Raw genomic sequence first — 19,714 nt, 5'->3', positions numbered from 1 at the left:
CATATCTCCTCCTCATCTTACTTACTCGAAAATGAAAAGGAAACTTAGAGGAAAACACATAAAAAAGCCAACATAGGTTGGCTAATCAAAGACATTTCCAATTTCAACTTGGACTTGGTTATTGGCGACATCGATGTTATCGACTTTGAGCAAAGAGGTGTAAGCGAAGGGGCGCTCACGCTGTTCTTGGGCATTTTCTGCAAAAACAGCGACTCCAGCTAGCTCGCTTTCAAACTCTTTTAGAAGGCTAATCATCCCTGATATTGTCCCACCACCCTTTAGAAAATCATCTACAATCAAAACGCGGCTATTCGGCTGCAAGCTACGTTTTGAGAGGAACATTTTTTCAATGCGGTCACTTGAGCCAGATACGTAATTGACCGATACAGTGGAACCCTCTGTGATTTTCAAATCACGACGTACAATAACAAAAGGAACATTTAAAACGTTGGCAACAGCATTTGCTAGAGGTACTCCTTTTGTGGCAACGGTCATGACGGCGTCAATCTTTTGGTCTTTAAATTGATTGGCAATAATGCGTCCGACATTTTTCAAAATATGTGGTGTGCTCAACAAATCTGACAAGTAAATATAACCACCAGGCAAGATACGGTCGCTCTCTGACAAGCGGTCACGCAACTCCTCAATGATGGTCTTTGCCTCATCTAAGTGTATGCTAGGGGTAAAAATGACGCCACCACTAGCGCCTGTCAGGGTATCAATAAGCCCAATACCAGCTTCTTCAAAGGCTTTTTTGATAATGGCAATATCTTCTGAAATAGAAGATTTAGCGGCTTCATATTGAGTGGCAAATGTATTGAGGCTTGTGAGTTGATAAGGGTTGTTAATCAGGTAGTTGGAGATGACAACCATACGTTCGCTACGTCTTAATTTCATTTGAAAGTCTCCATTGCTTATCGTTTTTAACTCTATTATATCATATTTCACAAAAAAGGCGAACGTTCTGCTAGAACTGTTCGCTTTGATTAGTGTTTAAAGTTTTGGTTTATAGAAACTGCGGTTATCCATGGCAAAGATACGTGAGGTCATCTCGCCCTTATCGATACGGCTGAGGGCTGTTGACATCATCATCATGTTAGCATCTAGATTGTCAATGATATGGATAATCTCTGCCTCCATGATACGAGGGCGAACAGGGCTTCCGTACTCAAGCAAGCCGTGGTGGCTAAGGACAACATGGCGAAGCACAACGACGTCCTCCTTATCGTCAGCAATGCCAAGCTCTATCAAGGTTTTTGTAATTTCCTCATCAATCAAAGCAATGTGACCAATGAGATTGCCTCGAATAGTGTACTCGGTGCTGTCCGGTCCTGACAACTCAATGACCTTGGCAAGGTCATGCAGCATGATTCCAGCAAAGAGCAGACTTTTATTGAGCTGAGGATAGATGTCACCGATACTATCAGCCAGCTGCACCATAGTGGCTGTATGGTAGGCAAGCCCTGACTCAAAGGCATGGTGATTGCTCTTAGCTGCTGGATAATGGTAGAACTCCTTGTCGTACTTACGATAGAGATTTCTCACCACACGCTGCCAAGTGGCATTTTCAATGCGAAACATGGTGTGCTCTAGGTAATCACGGATTTCTGTGACATTGACAGGGGATTTTTCCTTAAAGGCTGCTGGATCATTTGGCTCACCGTCTCGCGGCAAGCGAAGAGTGAGCTGGTTGACTTGAGGCATACCGTTATAAACCTCACGTCTGCCGGTCATGTGAACAACCTTACCAGCGGTAAATTCCTTGACATTGTGGGGTTGGGCATCCCAGAGATTGCCCGAAATCTCGCCACTGTCATCCTGAAAAGTCAATGAAATGTAGTCTTTTCCAGCACGTGTTTTACGCACTTCAGCTCTCTTAATCAGATAGAAACCGTCAAAGAGTTCGTCTTTTTTCATGTCTTTAATCTTCATCTTGTTCCTCTTCTAATGGTGAAATCGCAAGTAAACGCTGGGTATCTTGGTCTTGGTAATTTTCAATGGTGTGAAGCGCCCGTGTGATGGCATTTGTTCGTGTCGTAAGCAGGCTATCAATGCTTTTGCTAGCTGTGTTGAGCTGTTTTTGTGCTTTTTGTAGCATAGCGCCAAATTTGCCAAACTCTACTTTGACATTGCCAAGAACCTTGCTGATATCGTCAGCATTTTTCTGGATAGTAAGAGTCTTAAAGCCGACCTGAAGCGAATTGAGGAGAGCCGATAGGGTCGTAGGTCCCGCCACAATGATATTTTCCTCACGACGAAGCTGGTCAAAGAAAGCAGCGTTGCGCACCACCTCAGCGTAGAGCCCTTCTGTCGGCAAAAACAAAATCCCAAAATTGGTCGTTTCTGGCGGATGCAGATATTTCTTTTGAATATCTTTGGCAAAGCGCTTGATACTGGCTAATAGCGCCTTGCGGTGCTGCTCAATCGCCTCCTTGTCGCCTGACTCATAAGCATCCTCTAGGCGATAATAGTCCTCAAGCGGAAACTTAGAATCGATAGGAAGATAGACATGGTCCTTATGATTGCCAGGGAGCTTGATGGCATACTCCACATGCTCGCTAGAGCCTTTGACCGTTGCAAACTCTCGCTCGTACTGACTTTCTGTCAGAATGTCCTCGATGATTTGCCCCAGCTGCAACTCACCCATGATACCTCTTGTTTTGGTGTTGGATAGGACTTTATTGAGACTGCCGACGTCTTTTGCGACCGACTTCATCTCACCGAGTCCTTGATTGACGCTCTCTAATTGTTTTGAGACCGTCTCAAAGGAAGCCTGCAAGCGTGTTTGTAGGGTCTTCTCTAGTTTTTCTTCCACCGTTTGGCGCATTTGCTCGATTCGCTCTTCGTTTGAGACTTGCATGTCTTTGACTGAACGGTTAAGATTTTCCGTCATCTGCTGCAGGCGCTGATCGGTGCGATCACGGTTGTCTAGGAGATTTTGGTGCAGGACATCTCGAATGTCAGAAAGCTGGGCATAAATCTCATTTTGCACCTGAGAGAGCTGCTGACTGATCGCTAATATCTGCTCTTTTTGTGCCAAGTCGGTCTGATAAGACAGCTGCTCTGAGAGATTGTCAGCGTAGTCCTCCAGATTTTTTTGGAGCTGGCTTTGCAGCTCTGCTATTTTTTTAAATAATAAGAAAATAGCCACTAAAGTCGCAAGGGCGACAAGTAAAAGTAAAATCTGCATGCTACCTCCAATCTCTACTCTCAATCACAATCACATAGCCCTTGTTTAAAGTAACAGTGACCGGCTGGTTGATAAATTCATTGCTAGTATAAACTTTTTGGATAAAGTAATTGTCCTCAGTAAGCTCATACTTGGCACCTCGAATGTTCAAGATACCATCTCCTTCCACTAAAAAGGCAAGGTAGCCCCCGTTATCAGAAGGCGCTATGGTATGCGTGCCAGCAGGGCAGTAACGGATGGTGTTGTAAGCATCGCACAGTCTTATCTGCTGCATGTAGGCTGTCAAATCAGGAAGACTGGGCAAAAAGACATTGCTCAAAAAATGATCAATTCGTCCGCCAAAGGCTCCGTAAACGGTGACTTGCGCTTTGGGGTAGCGTGAAAAGACCTCTTTGAGGGCGAGTTCGGTATCTGTGTCATCCTTTTCAGCTAGTGCTTGGACAAAAAACTGGGCTTTTTTCTTGATGGTCTCAAGCTCCGTCTGGCTCACCGAGTCAAAATCACCAATCGCAAGGTGCAGGGGATAATCTTCTTCTAAAAGACGAAGAGCGCCTCGATCTACTCCAACATAATAGTCATAGACTTTTGGAATAAAGCTAGGCGCTCCTCCGGCTAAAACAGCTATATTAGTCATTGAGTGCATTACGTAAAGTGGCTACTTGAGCGGTCAAATCGTCTGACTTAAAGAGATAAGAACCCGCCACAAAGACATTTGCTCCAGCGTCTGCTGCTGCTTTAATCGTCGTGTTGCCAATACCGCCGTCCACTTCAATGTCAAAGTGGTAGCCTTTTTCCTCACGGATTTGCGCTAGCTGCGCCACTTTATCCAACATTTCTGGGATAAAGGCTTGTCCGCCAAAGCCAGGGTTGACTGTCATAATCAAGACTTGATCGACCAAGTTTAAAACAGGTAAAAGTACTTCTATAGGTGTACCAGGATTGATAACGACGCTCGCTTTCATACCAGCAGCCTTGATTTTTTGAAGGGAACCGTGAATATGCTTGGTTGCCTCCACATGAATGGTCATAATATCAGCGCCAGCTTGCGCAAAAGCGTCCACATAACGCTCAGGATTGACCACCATCAAGTGGCAATCAAAAACGAGCTTACTGTGTTTGCGCATGCTTGCAACGACATCTGCACCAAAGCTGATGTTTGGCACAAATTGTCCGTCCATAATGTCGATGTGCACATACTCGGCACCTGTTTCTTCGATACGTTTTAACTCGCTAGCAAAGTTAGCATAATCTGCAGCGAGGATAGAGGGAGCGATTTTGACTGGGTACATAAACTTTTCCTACTTTCTTTTGAGTGTTTTTTTATAGGTTTCACGACGGTTCTCAATTTCACTGAGAAATTGAAGATAGTTCTCATAGCGAGACGACATAATCTCACCAGCCTCTAGTGCTGACTTGACCGCACAGTCTGGCTCGTGCGTATGCGTGCAAGAGCGGAATTTGCAAGCATGGCTAAAATGCCGTATCTCTGGAAAGGCTTCACTTAAATCTTGAGCCGAGTCCACCTCGTAATCAAGCGAAGAAAAACCTGGCGTATCAGCAATCTTGCCACCAGCGACATCGTAGAGACTGACCGCTCGTGTCGTGTGACGCCCACGCCCCAGACTCTCTGAGATAGCTGACGTCTCTAGAGCGAGCTCTGGAGCAATTCTATTTAAAAGCGTTGACTTGCCAACACCCGTCTGCCCCATAAAGACCGTCACCTTTTGCGCTAAGAGGGGCAACAACTCCGACAAGTCCAAACAAAACGCATAGCCAATCGCTTGATAGCGCTCTTTTAAAGCGAGCATCTCAGTTTTATCATCCAATAAATCCATCTTAGAAATATAAATGACAGGTGTGATTTGCTTGTGCTCTAAAAGAACCAAAAAACGATCCAGCAAATTCAGATTAAAATCGGGTTCTTTAGCGGACATGATGACAACCGCTTGGTCAATATTAACAATCGGAGGACGCACTAGGCTATTTTTTCGCTCATGAATAGCGAGGATATAGCCCTCTGACTGCTCATCAGCACTAAAATCAACCCAGTCCCCCACATAAGGGGTCTTGCCCTTTTGTCTAAAATTCCCACGCGCACGCGTCTGATACACTTGTCCCTGCGACTCTACATAGTAAAAGCCAGCCAGAGATTTTACAATTCTTCCTTGCAAACGAACTCCTTCTTTAGTTTTGTGAATAGTTTTATTATACCATAAAATTCTATAAAAAGGCTTACATGAGAATTGATTTAGAGAACATCTGTCGCCTTTCTTAAAAAAATAAAAACTTGGTCTTTCCTTTCTCTGAAAAAAGCGTTATAATAAATGTGTTTGCGGGGATGGTGGAACGGCAGACACGCATGCTTCAGGCGCATGTGCCCGTTAGGGCGTGAGGGTTCAAATCCCTTTCTCCGCAGTAAGACAAAAAGATGAGATGTTTCTCATCTTTTTTTGTAGACATAGTAGCGCCAAGACAGAATTGCCCAACGAAAGAGATTGTCTGCGATAGTTGCCAGCCAGACACCAGCAAGCCCCAAACCTAGCAGCACCCCTAAAAAATACCCTAAGAAGATACGAATGCCCCACATACCAATGGTCGTTGCGTAAAAAGGAAATTTAGGTTTTCCTAGTCCTTGCCAAAGTGCTGTAAAAATCAAGGTCCCAGCAGTCGCAGGACCACCTAAAAAGGAGGATAGCATAACGACACGACTGGCTTCTTGAGCGATGGGGTCATTGGTAAAAAATGGTAACAGATAAGGAGACAAAAAGTAGACAGAGCTACCAACAAGAAACATCATGACTACCGAGTAGCCATAGGCTTTTTTTAAAATGGTGTGAATGGCTTCGTAATCCCTCTCACCAAATGCCTGCGCCACTAAAATCAGAACCGCTGTCGCCATTCCCATGCCTGGCATGTAATTAAACTGTGTGATAGTCTCACCGATGGCATTTCCCGCCACCACCTTGACGCCAAAACTGACAATAATCGCAACGATAGCCACGTCACCAACTCGCATCATCAAACGCTCACCAGCAATAGGCAGCGCCATGGTGATGAGATTTTTACTAATGGATAAGCGGACATGTTTTAAGATGGACCAAAAGTCTAGCATACCTGCCAAGATAAAGACGCCAACCAAGCGAGAAAAGACCGTTGATAGGGCAATCCCTACCAAGCCAAAGTCAAAAACGGTGATAGAGAGTGCTGAGAGCACAGCATTTAAGACATTAGTCAAGACGCTGACATACATGGGCAGGCGTGGTTTACCTTGCGCTCTATGAATAGCACCAAGCGTCGTCAGCAAGCCCAAGCTAAAGATACCACCACCGACTAGAGCCAGATAAAGCCCACCAAGCTGTGCGACCTCTTTAGTCGTCCCCAAAGCGCCCAAGAAAAAGCGCCCACAAAAAATGGACAAAATCCCCAAAAACAAACTCACCAAAAGCGTGAGCACCAAGCTATCTGCCTGCAATTGCAGCTCTTTTTTATGGTCATGCTGCCCAAAATACTTGGCAACTAAACTTGACACAGCTGAGCCAAAAGCGATAAAAATCGCTTGATAAACCGTGATAATATTGTTGGCAACCGAGACTCCTGAGATGGCAAGAAGCCCAAGCTGAGCCACCAGATAACTATCTGTTATCCCCATCAAAATCTGCAAGATATTTTCCGCCATAGCTGGAAGCGCTAGGTCAAACAATTGTTTTCGATAAGTGTGAGATTTTTCTATCATGTTTCTATTGTATCATAAAAGGCTGAGCGCTTGTCTCAACCTTTTTTTGTCGTGGATTAGAGTCCTAGATAAGCTTCCACTGCTGCTTGCATGCCTTGGCTAGCAACGACCTTTGTGTGTCTGATTGGTGCCGTGTCTAGGTTAGCAACTGCCTTTGGAATAGCGACTTTTGATAAATCGTGCAATTCAGCAACTGCCTTAAAGTCATCTCCGCTGTCTTGATTGCTGACCGCCTTGACTGCCACTCGTGGGAATTTATAAGGGCTAGCTGTAGAGGCGATAACGGTTGGTCTTGTGTCTTGTGTCTGCTCTCTATAGCGCTGGTAGACGCTTGACGCCACAGCTGTGTGAGGGTCCTCGATGTAGCTATCCTCCTCATAAACACGCTTAATCTCAGTTTCTGTCTCAGCCTCTGTAGCAAAGCCAGCGGCAAATAGCTCAAAAATCTCAGGTTTAGCAACATCAAGCGTGTACTGACCATCGGTAGCTAGAGCAGTCATCAAATCCTTGGTCTTTTCAGCGTCATTTCCGACAAGGTGGAAAATCAAGCGCTCCAAGTTAGAGGACACAAGGATATCCATAGACGGGCTTGTCGTCACTTTGAACGGACGTTTCTTGTCATAGGTTTTTGTGGTAAAGAAATCTGTTAAGACATTGTTTTCATTAGAAGCGCAGATGAGCTTGCCGACAGGCAGACCAATCTGGCTGGCATAGTAAGCAGCAAGGATATTACCGAAATTCCCTGTCGGTACGGTAAAGTTGACCTTATCGCCAGCTGTGATTTGGTTGGTCTTGACTAACTGCGCATAGGCGTAGACATAGTAGACGATTTGTGGCACCAAGCGCCCAATATTCATGGAGTTAGCTGAAGAAAATTGTGTTTTTTTAGCCAGTAGGCGCTCACGCAAGTCAGCGTCATTAAACATAGCTTTGACATTGGTTTGCGCATCATCAAAATTACCATCAATAGCGATGACATGGGTATTTTCACCCTCTTGAGTGGTCATTTGCAGCTCTTGAATCTTGCTGACACCGTCTTTAGGGTAAAAGACGATAATCTCTGTGCCAGGAACATCCGCAAAACCAGCCATGGCAGCCTTTCCAGTATCTCCAGAAGTCGCTGTCAAGATGACAATCTTATTGTCCACTCCTTGCTTTTTCGCTGATGTGGTTAGAAGATAAGGCAAAATAGACAAAGCCATGTCCTTAAAGGCAATCGTTGAGCCATGGAAAAGCTCCAAATTGTATTGATTGCCAAGCTTGACTAGTGGTGCGATCGCTTTCGTATCAAACTTTTCATCATAAGCGTGGCTAATGCAGTAATCTAGCTCTTCCTCTGTAAAGTCATCCAAGAAAGCCCCCAAAACCAGCTTTGCCACTTCTTGATAACTCGCATCCTTGAGCTGGTCAAAGTTGAGGTCAACCTTTGGAAATTCTAGCGGCGTAAAAAGACCACCATCAGTTGCTAATCCCTGCAAAATCGCCTGACTAGCCGTTACTTTATTATTGGCATCTCGTGTTGATTGGTAGAATAGTGTCATTGTCTGTCCTCACTCGTAAAGATAGTCTATAGCTAGCATTATACCATAAATTTTCTGAAAATTTGAGCATATTTTGTTCTTTTCCTAAAAGAAAAGGAAACCCGTGCTAGGTTTCCTTTAGCATATGATAAATTAAGACTTGGCAGCACCTTTAGCTGCTTTTTGTACAGCCTTTTCAACGGTTTGAACATAGAGCGTTGCGCCCGTTGTATTGGCGTCACTATAGTGAACGCCGTCTGTTCCCGCCCAAATATCAGGATTATCAACGGCTGTTTTGTACCAGTCGGCAACGGTCACATAGCTGTATTTCTTAGCCAGTGTCAGCTCATAGTCACGAACTTCCTTGACACCAGCAAGATTTTTGCCATTATAAGGTGTCACAAGCACAAGACGATGTCCTTTTGGCAGCACATTGATGAATTTTTGTAGCTCTGCTTGATAGTTGCCTAGAGAGTTGACGCCGACAGCAAGGACCACGGTCTGCGATAGGCTGTTGTTTTTGATACTATTTTCAAAAATGTCATAAGCCCCTTCAAAGTTTCGGCTGACAGCTGCATCTAGCTGCGCATCTGGCATGTCTTTTGAAAATGCTGCGCTGGATCTCAGAGCGACAGAGTCCCCGATAATGGTGACATCACTTAAAGCATTAGCATCTCCTGCCAGCAAAGTATGCGTGCGATTGAGCGAGCTTTGCGCCTGTGTCAGGGCATTGGCCTGCAACTCTGACTCAAAATTACCCACCGATGGCGCTGTTGCCATGGTGATAAGCGTGATAACGCTAAGAGCTGTTACAAGCCCTACAAACCACTTACGATAAGGAGACAAGTCCACCTCGACAGACAAGATTTTTGGCATTTTTCCTGCAATGTAAGGCTCGATGATGTAGAAGGACAACGTTGCAAAAATCGTTGAAAAGAGCAGTGTCAACAGAACCGCTGCCCAGTTGGCGACCATTTGACTAAAGATAATATAGAATGGCCAATGGAATAAATATAAACCATAACTAATATCTGCAATATAGGTAACCAGTGCTGGCTCTGCTACATTTGGTGTCTTTTCATGCAAGACACGCGCCGCATAAATCATAACAGAAGCAAAGACGCTAGCTAGGAAAAAGCCAAAGAGATAGGTCATTTGACCCTCAAAATTCAGCACAAAAGTAAGTAATAATAGTCCTAAAAAGCCTACAACTAGCGTGATTAAAGTCCGTCTAAGACTCCACCTGCTGACCGTTTTCTTGAACTGTCCCATCGTTTCTGTGACACCAGACAGTGTCGCAAGAATCGCTCCCAAAAAGAATGGGAAAATATGAGACAGCGTTGAAAAATAAATGCTTGATAAATTGCCAACAAAGAAAGAGCGTATAAACATACTCAAGTAACTCACTAGGAAAATCCCTAGCGAAATGAGAAAAATCTGCCCACGCAAGCGCTGTTGACTGCTTGATTTTTTGGCTAAATACCAAACACCAAATCCCCACAGCAAGTAAAAATGCACTTCGATGGCTAAACTCCACGTATGCACAAATAGATGTGGGATGAATTGCGACTCGTAGCTACTGCCTGTCAAAATCTCATAAAAGTTTGTCGTGAAACCAAAAGCCGCTAGAATTTGCTGACCGATTCCCGCTCTAAAGTCACTACGAACCAGAAAAACAAAGGGAATAGTCACCAAAATCATCAAAACCAAAGGCGGCACAATGCGGTAAAACCGCCGTTTGTAAAAGCCTAAAAGGTCAATTTTTTGATTTCTAGCGTATTCATCGATTAGCAGCGCTGTAATCAAATAGCCTGAAAAGGTGAAAAAGACATCAACGCCGATAAAACCACCTGGGTAGGTATTTTTAAAAAAATGGTAGAGCAAAACGAGCAACAAGCCCGTAATCCTTACCAATGAAAACCATTTTATCCTCATTTTTGGTAAATCCCCTGCTTAAATGTTCCCTTATAAACCTTGCCGTCTTTAGCCTTTAGCGTGCCTTGACCGTCTGGCTTTCCGTTTTTAAATTCACCAGTATAGGACCAGCCACTTTTTGCTGTAAAAGTACCTTGACCACTAAAGACGCCATTAGCAAAGTTGCCTTCATAGATATCACCGTTAGGATAAGTGAGTTTTCCTTGACCATTCATTCTGTGATTGACAATGGTACCGGTATAGGTAATCTGACCACTACTACTATTGTAAACCAAAGTGCCTTTTGAGCGCCAGCTCACACTAAAAGCTGTCAAGCCACAGATGAGAATAAGGAACACAACAAGCAGCTCCCACTTACCACGTGATAGCTTGGGAAACTGCCTTTTTTGTTTTTTTGCTTGTTCTTTCATCTTAGGATCCCAACTTGTTCAACCAATCTAAACACCCTGTCTTAACCAAAGTGTAGGTTTCTTCAAAATCACCAGTGTACCACGGATCGGGCACACCACCTTCTCTAAAAAGAGCAATCTTATCATCAAAACGCCCTGCTGACAAATCCAACAAATCACAAACATTTTGCTCATCCATCCCGATGATGACATCAAAGTCTTCCAAGTCCTTTGTTGTAATCATTTGTGAGCGTTTCTTGCTATCATAAGGAATGGCGTATTTATCAAAAATAGCTCGTGTGCCTCTATGAATGGGATTGCCATGCTCCCAATTAGATGTCGCACGGCTTTCTACTTCTAGTTGGTGTTTTGTATCTAGTTTCTTCATCACAAACTCTGCCATCGGACTGCGGCAGATATTGCCCAGACAAACGAAACAAATCCTCTTCATGTCCATTTTCCTCTACATTTGTTATTCTACTTATTATAACACGTTCATTACATTTCTGCTATGTTTAAGGAAATGCTACAAGAAAAAAGACTAGAAAACTCTAGCCTTTTTATAGATTATCTTGAGAAAGAGGGTAATGTAGGTGCTCATAAGCTTTTGGAGTAGCTACCCTTCCGCTACGTGTACGCATAATAAAACCTTTTTGGATGAGATAAGGTTCATACATATCTTCTACCGTCTCACGCTCCTCAGCGATATTGACCGACAAAGTCCCAAGTCCAACAGGACCACCTTGATACATCTCAATCATCGTCCGCAAAATCTTCTGGTCGACATAGTCAAGCCCCTCACTATCAACGTCTAGCATGGTCAGCGCCTTGTCCGTCATCAGCTCATCAATGATACCATCCCCCATAATCTGAGCATAATCACGCACACGCTTTAACAAACGATTAGCAATACGTGGCGTCCCACGACTGCGACGAGCTAGTTCAATCGCTGCCTCGTGCGTAATCTCCATCTCAAAAATGGCAGATGTCCGCTCGACAATATCACACAAATCAGCGACCTCGTAGTACTCCATGTGCCCTGTAATCCCAAAGCGAGCCCGCAGAGGATTTGACAGCATACCTGCTCGTGTCGTTGCCCCTATCAGCGTAAATGGCGGCAATTCCAAATGGACACTACGGCTAGAGTCACCTGAGCCAATCATAATGTCAATATAGAAATCCTCCATAGCACTATAGAGCACCTCCTCAACTGCCATAGGCATACGATGGATTTCATCAATGAATAAGACATCTCCTGGCTCAAGATCATTTAAAATCGCCACCAAATCACCTGCCTTTTCAATGGCAGGACCAGAAGTTTGCTTGAGATTAACACCCAGCTCATTTGCAATTACAAAAGCCATGGTGGTCTTTCCAAGACCTGGCGGTCCAAATAACAGCACATGATCCAGCGACTCATCACGCAACTTCGCTGCCTCTATAAAAATCTTTAACTGCTCTTTGATCTTATCTTGACCAATATATTCTCTTAACAACTGAGGGCGAAGCGTACGCTCAACAAGCTCCTCATCCCCCATCACATCACTATCTAAAAATCTTGTCATATAGTTATTATAACAAATTTATAGCATTTGAAATAACATAAACTATTCTGTTATCCCATGCTCCACCAACCACAACCTATTAAAATAAAATGTACAAGAGCTACGTTTGTTACTACTGGCAATACGATTGATAATAATACTTTCTTAAATGTCTTCATCTTTATTCTCCTAACTGATTTCTGATACTAGTATAACCTTTTGAACACAAAAACAACATGACATTGATGTCATGTTGCTTGATTATTTATTATCTTTTTGCCACTCATCATCTAACTGCTGGATAAGATGCTCGTCATTCAACATTTTTGAAAACATCACGGCTTGATTGTAATAATCCACTGCCTCTGTTTGATTGCCTTGAAGAAGAGCGTATTTCCAACGATACATGTTATAAATCGGCATCTTTTGAAAATCCTGAATTAAGACCATAGTTTTATGGCTAAGCTCTAGCATAGGTTGAATATTGGCAGCCAACTTTAGATTCAAGGCGATATTGGCACAATTTAACAAGAGATTATTAAGGAGAAAACGATCTTCCACGGCTAATTCTTCACCTTGGATGAGTAAAGTATCACAAATGATTTTAAAATCTTCTTCTTGAAAATGCTGTTCATCAAATTGGGATATGGCAGCTATCAGCAAATACAAATCAATAATCGCAAGGTCATTTAAAGTGTAAGACTTTTTCTTTTTAACTTGATGAAAATACTCCGCTATCATGTCGGTTCCGAAATGAATATTGCCACTCTGGTACACCTCAAATTTAGACTGAAGCCCATCAATAATCAGTTGCTCTTCCTCTGGCAAATTATCGTAATAGTCTTCAAAGATTTCCTCAAATTGCTGTTCTCGCTCTTTTAAACGCTCCTTATCAGAATAAGTCGGAATGCGTAAGATAAGGTACTTGAGCTCATTATAGCGCTTAGGAATCTCTAAACTCTCTTTATCCGTTATAGAACCCAATGTAACATTCAGTTTTTTAGCGATATAGTAAGCCTTGGCTAAGTTTGGAATACTGCTCCCACTTTCAATGAGGGCTAGCTGTCGTACAGAAATCTCCGACTCGTCATCACAAAACTCTTCACGTGTGATCCCTTTTTCCTCCCTCAGTTCACGCACTTTTTGACCAAATGTATTCATGGAAATCTCCTATATTTAGATGTATTATAAACTATAGTATACCCGTTGTGCTAGTTAATTGTAGAAATAATAAAAAAACTTGCGTATCATAAACTCAAAACCATCACGAATTGAGGACATGATATGCAAAGCCAATTACATTATCTCGCTAATCCTTCTCAAACACAAGTAGTTTTCAATAAAATTTTAATGAAAGTGACTAATCTGTACGAGAAATATGTTCCAAAGTCAGTTCGTTTCTGTAAGAATGTCCACTTACAAATTCAACCCGATGTTATTTTGATTTCTAGCTACATTTGGGCTCTACAACAAGGTTGTAAATCAGCTATTAACATACTCCTTACTACTTCATCAAAGTCAAATGGAGAATGGTTTTAGTCTAAGGTATTCACTTGCTTACGCTTAAGTAACTAGCACAACGGGTATAGTATGTTTTTTGGTACAATTGTCAATTATGTTGCTTGACTGGTTGACAATTGACAAATTGTGAAAAAAATCATATTATTATGCTTTATAGTATATTACATTAAGGAGTTTCAATGAAAAAGTTAGGAATAAAAGTAAGACAACTTCGGGAAAATCTCGGTTTGACACGAGAGGAATTCTGCGGGGATGAGTCTAAGTTGTCGGTTAGGCAATTAGCACGCATTGAAGGGGGCAATAACAACCCCAATGTAGTGAGTGTCAAGTATATTGCCAATCGTCTTGGGATGACTGTTGGTGAGTTAGTGGACGGTCAAGACCTTAGCTTGTCGGCGGATTACTTGGAGCTAAAGCAAAAACTCCTTCGCATTCCTACTTACGGGGATCAGGCTAGACTCAAAGAAGGTGAGCAATACTTCACCTCCATTTACGAACGCTTTTATGACCAACTTTCTGAGGATGAGCAACTCATTATTGATTGCTTGCAGTCCAAGCTAGACGTTCACTTTAGTGATAATGACAGCTTTGGCTTAGGTATCCTGCAAGATTACTTTGAGCAAACCTTCAAAAAAAGCACCTACACGGTCAATGACTTTCTCTTTTTCGATTTATACCTCGTCTGCTTTGCTTACAAGAAAAATCAAGAACCTTTTTATGAGGAAGAGCAATACGACCTAGTCATGGCAAAACTGCTAAACTCCAACCCACCTCTAGCAGAGGAAAAATTTCAACTAAACAATGTGCTCCTAAACAACATCAAGCTAGCCTTTGGTCTTGAAAAATGGGATATTATTGAAAATATCGTCAGCAAAAGTAATCAGTTGATGACAGAGATTCACGATTTCCAAAAACGTCCTATCCTCAGCCTCATTGAATGGAAGTATCAGCTCTATGCTAAGCAAGATATGACTTTAGCCACACAGTCCTATCAAAACGCTATTTTATTTGCCAAACTCATCGGTAATGATTATCTTGAAAAGCAACTATCCCAAGAATGGCAAAGTGATATTGATAATATTTTATAATCTTATAGTGACAGATATTACAAAAAGTGCTCCTTTTAGGAGCACTTTTTAACTTGATTTTCGGACAGCACCAAAGATACTGACTAATATAAAGATACCGATAAAGATAATGGTAATCGTCGCACTGGCGGGTGTTTCCCAATAATAAGAAAGAAAAATTCCCGAAACCATACCGATAAAGCCAATAAGCATGCCTAACCAGACGACAGACTTAAAGTTTCGCCCAAGACGCATAGCAATACTTGCTGGCAAGACCATGATGGTAGATACGAGCAGGGCTCCTGCAGCTGGAATCGTCAGCGCAATAGCGACACCTGTCACGATATTAAACAAGATAGACATGGTTCTTACAGGCAAACCGTCAACAAAAGCCGTGTCCTCATCAAAGGTCAAGACATACATAGGACGTATAAATAAAAGCGTCAACAGCAAAACAATAGCAGCAATAATCGCTAAAAAGATGACCTGACTGCTACTAATAGTGATAATAGAGCCAAACAGATATTGTTCTAGGCTCATGCTACCAGCCTTTGCCTTACTCATCACAATCAAGGAAATCGCTAGCCCAAAGGACATGATAATAGCTGTCGCAATTTCCATATAGTGCTTATAGACCGTCCGTAAATACTCCAGTAGAACAGCAGCAATGACCACAACGATAATGGTCGACCAAGTCGTTGAAATACCTAGCAACAGCCCAAAAGCCACACCTGCTAGAGAGACGTGACTGAGCGTATCACTCATCAAACTTTGCCTGCGCAAAATCAGAAATATTCCCAAAATAGGTGCAAAGATACTAATGCAAATCACAGCAAGCAAAGCACGTTGCATAAAGGTATAAGATAAAATCTCAAACATCACAAACTCTCCTTCTCATCACTTTCGTGAACATTAAAGCAACGCCAAGGCAGGCTGTTATTACGCACAAGGTGAATGTTACGGTCTACAAACTCCTTAACCTCTTCAGGGTCATGTGTAATCATAAGAACCGCCTTACCATGACGGTGAGCGCTGTGATGCATCAACTCATAAAATGTTTTTGTTGTACCGCTATCCATTCCCGTTGTCGGCTCATCTAGCACGAAAATATCAGGGTCAGACGCAAACATCCTAGCAATAACAGCCCGCTGCTTTTGCCCACCTGATAAGCTTCCAATACGACGATGACGATAATCCCACATGCCAACAGACTCTAAACTAATTTTCACATGTTCTTCATCGTGCTTGTCGAGTCGTCTAAACCAGCCATTTCTTGGATAACGTCCCGATTTGACAAACTCATGAACGGTAGAGGGAAAGCCAGCATTAAAACTAGCAATCTGCTGCGGAAGATAGGCTAAACGCAGCTTCTTGCCATCTTTATTAACCTCACTAATCGTTACCGAGCCAATCTTAGGTTTCAAAATGCCCAAGGTCGCTTTAATCAGCGTTGATTTTGCAGCACCATTTTCCCCCGTTAAAGTGACAAACTCACCACTATCAACGTGGTAATTGATTCCCTCTAAAACAGGTTCATTATCATATTGAAAACTCAGATTTTCCACTGTAATATAGCGCATACTCACTCCTTAATTATCTCAGACACACGTCCCATAAAGCGTTCAATCACCGCTTGTTCATCTTCTGAGAAATCACTAAACAATCTATCATAAGCCGTCAACGTCAACTCATGATGATGACGATGTTCTTTCGCAATTGGAATTCCTGCCTCTGTCAATTCAAAGAGCACAATACGACCGTCACGCTCATCTTTCACCGACTCAATCAACTGTTTTTGTAACAATTGCTTAACCGCTTTTGTGACCGCTGCTTGACTGACTACCAGCTCCTTAGACAAGCTCGAGTTGGTCATACGACCACTATCAAGCAATAACATCAAAATATGCTCTTGCGTATTTGTCAACTCAACACCACTTTGACAAGCCCCCAATAAAAACTCATGCTGATTTTCAGAACTCATCACGATTTGGTTGATAAGGCGATCCAATTCATCTTTTATAGCCATAAGAACCTCCTTTTAATTAACCAGTTAATTATATCATAAAAAAGGACACGTGACAATGAAATGGTGAATATAATCACCAGTTGGGAAAATTACAAGTAAAGCAATATAGCAAATGTAATCCTACAGCTAAAAACAGTGGCGAAATTTCCAACTCACACTCTTTAGAGATCAAATGTTTTTACAATTTGGCTAAATAGCTCTTGGATATTTTGTGCCACTTCTTGCGCCTCTCTAGGAGGTGTTTCCATTAACCAGTGGCTGATAATATTGGAGTAGCCTCCTACTATAAAATGAAGTACGTCATCCAATTTTTGACTTGAGACCTCCCTGACATGCCATGGTGCATCAAACGATTTATAAAGGGTTACAGCGACATTATTAAATCTCAATAAAAGAAGAGGAAATTTTTGATTGGGGAACTATATATCAGTTTACACCAACTACAACATATAGTATTTTAACAATATCAAAAAAGGCGACTTCCTAGATAGGAAATCGTCTTTTTGATGTTTTCGTAAACACTACATATTGTGGCTGGTGTAAACTTGTATATAGTTCCCTTTGATTGATTATCAGCAGTCGTAATTTACTTTGTTCAGCTTTAAAATAATTCAGAGTTACAAGTATCAGACCTTCAAAAGTGGTCTGTTTTAGGATAGTCTCATTCAATAAACGGTAGTTTTCAATAAATGTATGAATGTAAAATTCTAAAATTGCCTGCTTATTTTGAAAATAACGGTAAAACGTACGCCTTGATACACTAGCTTCATCTAAAATTTCATTCAAAGTTATCTCATCAAAGCTATCTTTTTCCAAAAGTCGGAACATCGCTTCTACAATTTTGTCCTTCTACTGACGAATTTGTTCTTTTTTGCCATTCATATTAGTCCCCTTTCAAATATGCCACTTTTTAATAAATTTATAGCACATTAGGGATGAAGCTTGTTTTTATCCCATATTTTGGTACTCTCTAAATGTGCCCTTATTATAACACATTTATAAGGAGGTGATAACAATGGAAAATTATACAGGTGTCGGACAATTTGATTTTCAAATTTTACGATTCACCAATCAACTCAAACATCAATACTCTGAGGTGAGGGAAGATTTAAAAGTTATCAGCCACAGCGTTTATGACTTTGAATCGTGGTATCAATGGTGGTATAAAAAGGCACAAGAATACGAGAAAAGTAACCTCTTAGAACTTGCTATGACTTACTATAGAGCATCTTTGTTTTACCTAAGTTTCTCTGATAGCCGTAAACAGGACGCTTATCAATGCTTCAAAAGGTGCTTTAACCGTTATTATCAGGATAAAAACCTTATTTATCTTTCTATTCCCTATAAATCAGCTAAACTACCTGCTGTCTCTATTCCATATACTGGTGCGACAAAAACACTGCTTGTCATTGGAGGATTTGATTCTTTTATGGAAGAATTAGTCAATTGGTTTTATCCTTTACAATCTCAAATAAAGATGAATCTTCTCCTCTTTGACGGACCTGGTCAAGGTTCTGTCCCTTTTCAACACCTTTATTTCGAATCTGATTATGAAAAGGTGGTAACGACAATTCTAGACTATACTCACTTAGATGAGGTAGACGCCATTGGCATTTCGTGGGGTGGCTATTTTGTCCTTCGGTCAGCAGCCTTTGAAAAGCGCATTAAGCGATGTATTTGTTTTGATATTTTCTATTCGGGAAACGACGCTTTACAGCTACAGGTAAGACCGCCAGAATATTTATTTTTAAGAATGACATTGTTTCTTAAACAAAAAAAAGTTTATCACCTGGGTGATCACCAATCGGGCACAAAACAATGTGGACTTAAAATGGATGTTACAACACGGGCTTGACATTACAGGGGAGAAAAACGGTTATGATTTCATCAAAAATATCGCTCATCACCATTTCAGGAGTGCTCTTCCCTTAATCACCCAGGAATGTCTCCTACTAGCTGGTAGCAAAGATAGATATGTTCCTCAAAAACGCTTAAAAGACATGACAAAAGAGCTAATACAGGCTAAAAGAGTAGTCACAAAGCTTTTTACTGAAAAAACAGGCGGTGCCCTACATTGCCAAATTGATGATATTAAGCCAGCTTTGGAGGAAATCACTGCTTTTTTGGCATCAAAACCGCTTAATGTAGCACACCATTAAAAATAAATTTTAGGAGATTCCTTATGAATAAAAAACTAATAACCTTAACCCTTATTCTTACAGGCTCTGTTTTACTAGTAGGCTGTAGCAACAATACACAAACAACGGAGTCAAGTTCCTCGAGTAGTTCTACAATAAAAACAAGCAGCACATCTAGTTCCAGTTCGACAGCAGACAGCACTTCATCGTCTTCCACAACAAGTAAGATTTCAGAAGGTACTCTAACATATACAGACGGCTCTAAAATATACGTTAGTGATGAGGGAGAATTTACAGTAACCCTTACGGATAATACCAAAATCAGCCGTAGTGCTGATGGTACCTATGCTATTAATAAAGCTGACGGAACAACTATCGCTAAAGAAGCCAATGGAACCTACGCTCTGACATTTACTTCTTCAGGGCTTACTGTTTCTTATAATGCAGAGGATGATTCCTATGTTATCACAGAGTCTTCAGGGGTCGAAACGGGTAACGGTCGCACTAAACTCAACACTTATCTCTCAAACCACGGTTACTCAACCTTAGATAGCTATGACAAGCAAGTACAAGATATATTCGTGGTGCTAGTTGATTTCAAAATATCTCAAATTATAGGCTAGTACGATTTGTTCTATTCTCAATTGCAAG

General features: G+C 41.8%; 21 protein-coding genes and 1 tRNA gene. 5 read left to right on the top strand and 17 right to left on the bottom strand.

All coding sequences use genetic code 11. The features are described 5' to 3' along the window. Positions 1–81: 81 nt before the first annotated feature. From purR to rsgA, 6 genes are all read right to left on the bottom strand, one after another. On the bottom strand, positions 82–897 hold the full coding sequence (purR, locus tag AALA56_RS08250; protein WP_369909570.1) for a pur operon repressor: 816 nt from the start codon (positions 895–897) through the stop codon (positions 82–84). A 96-nt stretch (positions 898–993) separates the two neighbouring features. Beyond that, positions 994–1,932 (bottom strand): 3'-5' exoribonuclease YhaM family protein, encoded by a 939-nt coding sequence (locus AALA56_RS08245; protein ID WP_164682065.1) that lies wholly within the window; start codon positions 1,930–1,932, stop codon positions 994–996. Beyond that, positions 1,922–3,190, bottom strand: a complete 1,269-nt coding sequence (rmuC, locus tag AALA56_RS08240; RefSeq protein ID WP_369909567.1) for a DNA recombination protein RmuC — start codon at positions 3,188–3,190, stop codon at positions 1,922–1,924. Before rmuC ends, AALA56_RS08245 begins: the two co-directional genes overlap by 11 nt. A 1-nt stretch (position 3,191) precedes the next feature. After that, complete coding sequence (locus AALA56_RS08235; RefSeq protein ID WP_369909566.1) at positions 3,192–3,824, bottom strand: thiamine diphosphokinase; 633 nt, start codon at positions 3,822–3,824, stop codon at positions 3,192–3,194. Continuing rightward, a complete protein-coding gene (gene rpe / locus AALA56_RS08230; RefSeq protein ID WP_369909565.1) occupies positions 3,817–4,479 on the bottom strand; it encodes a ribulose-phosphate 3-epimerase in 663 nt (220 codons plus the stop codon). Before rpe ends, AALA56_RS08235 begins: the two co-directional genes overlap by 8 nt. Positions 4,480–4,488: 9 nt before the next feature. Continuing rightward, entirely contained in the window at positions 4,489–5,361 is an 873-nt protein-coding gene (rsgA, locus tag AALA56_RS08225; protein WP_369909564.1) for a ribosome small subunit-dependent GTPase A, read from the bottom strand. Positions 5,362–5,522: 161 nt separating this feature from the next. On the opposite strand from rsgA, the gene AALA56_RS08220 reads away from it, so the two are divergent. Next, a tRNA-Leu gene (locus AALA56_RS08220) sits at positions 5,523–5,605 on the top strand. A gap of 25 nt (positions 5,606–5,630) precedes the next feature. Here the strand turns inward: AALA56_RS08220 and AALA56_RS08215 are convergent. The 7 genes from AALA56_RS08215 to AALA56_RS08185 all read right to left on the bottom strand — a co-directional run bounded on the left by AALA56_RS08215 (position 5,631) and on the right by AALA56_RS08185 (position 13,472). Further along, on the bottom strand, positions 5,631–6,923 hold the full coding sequence (locus tag AALA56_RS08215; protein ID WP_369909563.1) for an MATE family efflux transporter: 1,293 nt from the start codon (positions 6,921–6,923) through the stop codon (positions 5,631–5,633). A gap of 56 nt (positions 6,924–6,979) precedes the next feature. Beyond that, on the bottom strand, positions 6,980–8,464 hold the full coding sequence (thrC, locus tag AALA56_RS08210) for a threonine synthase (protein WP_369909562.1): 1,485 nt from the start codon (positions 8,462–8,464) through the stop codon (positions 6,980–6,982). 132 nt (positions 8,465–8,596) lie between these two features. Then, entirely contained in the window at positions 8,597–10,378 is a 1,782-nt protein-coding gene (locus AALA56_RS08205; protein ID WP_369909561.1) for an acyltransferase family protein, read from the bottom strand. Next, positions 10,375–10,788 carry an MORN repeat-containing protein gene (locus AALA56_RS08200; protein ID WP_369909560.1) on the bottom strand — a complete coding sequence of 138 codons (414 nt, stop codon included), beginning with the start codon at positions 10,786–10,788 and terminating at the stop codon, positions 10,375–10,377. The genes AALA56_RS08205 and AALA56_RS08200 overlap by 4 nt, the downstream gene beginning before the upstream one ends. 1 nt (position 10,789) lies before the next feature. Then, positions 10,790–11,218, bottom strand: coding sequence for a low molecular weight protein-tyrosine-phosphatase (locus AALA56_RS08195; protein WP_369909559.1), 429 nt, complete (start codon positions 11,216–11,218; stop codon positions 10,790–10,792). A 109-nt stretch (positions 11,219–11,327) separates the two neighbouring features. Next, on the bottom strand, positions 11,328–12,332 hold the full coding sequence (gene ruvB, locus AALA56_RS08190; RefSeq protein ID WP_164682055.1) for a Holliday junction branch migration DNA helicase RuvB: 1,005 nt from the start codon (positions 12,330–12,332) through the stop codon (positions 11,328–11,330). Positions 12,333–12,572: 240 nt separating this feature from the next. Continuing rightward, on the bottom strand, positions 12,573–13,472 hold the full coding sequence (locus AALA56_RS08185; RefSeq protein ID WP_369909558.1) for a helix-turn-helix domain-containing protein: 900 nt from the start codon (positions 13,470–13,472) through the stop codon (positions 12,573–12,575). Positions 13,473–14,011: 539 nt separating this feature from the next. On the opposite strand from AALA56_RS08185, the gene AALA56_RS08180 reads away from it, so the two are divergent. Beyond that, positions 14,012–14,920: a helix-turn-helix domain-containing protein gene (locus AALA56_RS08180; RefSeq protein WP_369909557.1), complete on the top strand. Its 909-nt coding sequence runs from the start codon at positions 14,012–14,014 to the stop codon at positions 14,918–14,920. 48 nt (positions 14,921–14,968) lie between these two features. Here AALA56_RS08180 and AALA56_RS08175 read toward each other — a convergent pair whose 3' ends face one another. The 4 genes from AALA56_RS08175 to AALA56_RS08160 all read right to left on the bottom strand — a co-directional run bounded on the left by AALA56_RS08175 (position 14,969) and on the right by AALA56_RS08160 (position 17,753). Continuing rightward, positions 14,969–15,778, bottom strand: coding sequence for a metal ABC transporter permease (locus AALA56_RS08175; protein WP_369909556.1), 810 nt, complete (start codon positions 15,776–15,778; stop codon positions 14,969–14,971). Then, positions 15,778–16,479, bottom strand: coding sequence for a metal ABC transporter ATP-binding protein (locus AALA56_RS08170; RefSeq protein ID WP_115267983.1), 702 nt, complete (start codon positions 16,477–16,479; stop codon positions 15,778–15,780). The genes AALA56_RS08175 and AALA56_RS08170 overlap by 1 nt, the downstream gene beginning before the upstream one ends. 2 nt (positions 16,480–16,481) lie before the next feature. Continuing rightward, a complete protein-coding gene (locus AALA56_RS08165; RefSeq protein ID WP_369909554.1) occupies positions 16,482–16,925 on the bottom strand; it encodes a zinc-dependent MarR family transcriptional regulator in 444 nt (147 codons plus the stop codon). 483 nt (positions 16,926–17,408) lie between these two features. Continuing rightward, positions 17,409–17,753, bottom strand: coding sequence for a TetR/AcrR family transcriptional regulator (locus AALA56_RS08160; RefSeq protein WP_369909552.1), 345 nt, complete (start codon positions 17,751–17,753; stop codon positions 17,409–17,411). Positions 17,754–17,940: 187 nt separating this feature from the next. Between AALA56_RS08160 and AALA56_RS08155 the strand changes: the two genes are divergently transcribed. Genes AALA56_RS08155 through AALA56_RS08145 form a run of 3 tightly spaced genes read left to right on the top strand, consistent with a single transcriptional unit; the run spans position 17,941 to position 19,686 of the window. Beyond that, positions 17,941–18,780, top strand: coding sequence for an alpha/beta fold hydrolase (locus tag AALA56_RS08155; RefSeq protein ID WP_369909550.1), 840 nt, complete (start codon positions 17,941–17,943; stop codon positions 18,778–18,780). Continuing rightward, positions 18,746–19,084, top strand: coding sequence for an alpha/beta fold hydrolase (locus AALA56_RS08150; protein WP_369909549.1), 339 nt, complete (start codon positions 18,746–18,748; stop codon positions 19,082–19,084). Before AALA56_RS08155 ends, AALA56_RS08150 begins: the two co-directional genes overlap by 35 nt. 23 nt (positions 19,085–19,107) lie before the next feature. Next, positions 19,108–19,686, top strand: coding sequence for a hypothetical protein (locus tag AALA56_RS08145; protein WP_369909548.1), 579 nt, complete (start codon positions 19,108–19,110; stop codon positions 19,684–19,686). The last annotated feature ends 28 nt before the right edge of the window (positions 19,687–19,714 follow it).

Source organism: Streptococcus hyointestinalis (assembly GCF_041225505.1).
Lineage (GTDB): Bacteria > Bacillota > Bacilli > Lactobacillales > Streptococcaceae > Streptococcus > Streptococcus hyointestinalis_B.
Note: the sequence above shows the minus strand (reverse complement) of the source record. Positions and strands in the feature narration are given on the sequence as shown.

Bases quoted from the DNA above. Each gene is read 5' to 3' on its own strand.
- thrC (WP_369909562.1), bottom strand. From the start codon at position 8,464: ATGACACTATTCTACCAATCAACACGAGATGCCAATAATAAAGTAACG.
- AALA56_RS08145 (WP_369909548.1), top strand. From the start codon at position 19,108: ATGAATAAAAAACTAATAACCTTAACCCTTATTCTTACAGGCTCTGTT.
- rmuC (WP_369909567.1), bottom strand. From the start codon at position 3,190: ATGCAGATTTTACTTTTACTTGTCGCCCTTGCGACTTTAGTGGCTATT.
- AALA56_RS08235 (WP_369909566.1), bottom strand. From the start codon at position 3,824: ATGACTAATATAGCTGTTTTAGCCGGAGGAGCGCCTAGCTTTATTCCA.
- AALA56_RS08245 (WP_164682065.1), bottom strand. From the start codon at position 1,932: ATGAAGATTAAAGACATGAAAAAAGACGAACTCTTTGACGGTTTCTAT.
- AALA56_RS08205 (WP_369909561.1), bottom strand. From the start codon at position 10,378: ATGAGGATAAAATGGTTTTCATTGGTAAGGATTACGGGCTTGTTGCTC.
- ruvB (WP_164682055.1), bottom strand. From the start codon at position 12,332: ATGACAAGATTTTTAGATAGTGATGTGATGGGGGATGAGGAGCTTGTT.
- AALA56_RS08155 (WP_369909550.1), top strand. From the start codon at position 17,941: ATGGAAAATTATACAGGTGTCGGACAATTTGATTTTCAAATTTTACGA.
- AALA56_RS08200 (WP_369909560.1), bottom strand. From the start codon at position 10,788: ATGAAAGAACAAGCAAAAAAACAAAAAAGGCAGTTTCCCAAGCTATCA.
- AALA56_RS08195 (WP_369909559.1), bottom strand. From the start codon at position 11,218: ATGAAGAGGATTTGTTTCGTTTGTCTGGGCAATATCTGCCGCAGTCCG.
- AALA56_RS08160 (WP_369909552.1), bottom strand. From the start codon at position 17,753: ATGTTCCGACTTTTGGAAAAAGATAGCTTTGATGAGATAACTTTGAAT.
- rpe (WP_369909565.1), bottom strand. From the start codon at position 4,479: ATGTACCCAGTCAAAATCGCTCCCTCTATCCTCGCTGCAGATTATGCT.
- AALA56_RS08185 (WP_369909558.1), bottom strand. From the start codon at position 13,472: ATGAATACATTTGGTCAAAAAGTGCGTGAACTGAGGGAGGAAAAAGGG.
- AALA56_RS08165 (WP_369909554.1), bottom strand. From the start codon at position 16,925: ATGGCTATAAAAGATGAATTGGATCGCCTTATCAACCAAATCGTGATG.
- purR (WP_369909570.1), bottom strand. From the start codon at position 897: ATGAAATTAAGACGTAGCGAACGTATGGTTGTCATCTCCAACTACCTG.
- AALA56_RS08170 (WP_115267983.1), bottom strand. From the start codon at position 16,479: ATGCGCTATATTACAGTGGAAAATCTGAGTTTTCAATATGATAATGAA.
- AALA56_RS08180 (WP_369909557.1), top strand. From the start codon at position 14,012: ATGAAAAAGTTAGGAATAAAAGTAAGACAACTTCGGGAAAATCTCGGT.
- AALA56_RS08175 (WP_369909556.1), bottom strand. From the start codon at position 15,778: ATGTTTGAGATTTTATCTTATACCTTTATGCAACGTGCTTTGCTTGCT.
- AALA56_RS08215 (WP_369909563.1), bottom strand. From the start codon at position 6,923: ATGATAGAAAAATCTCACACTTATCGAAAACAATTGTTTGACCTAGCG.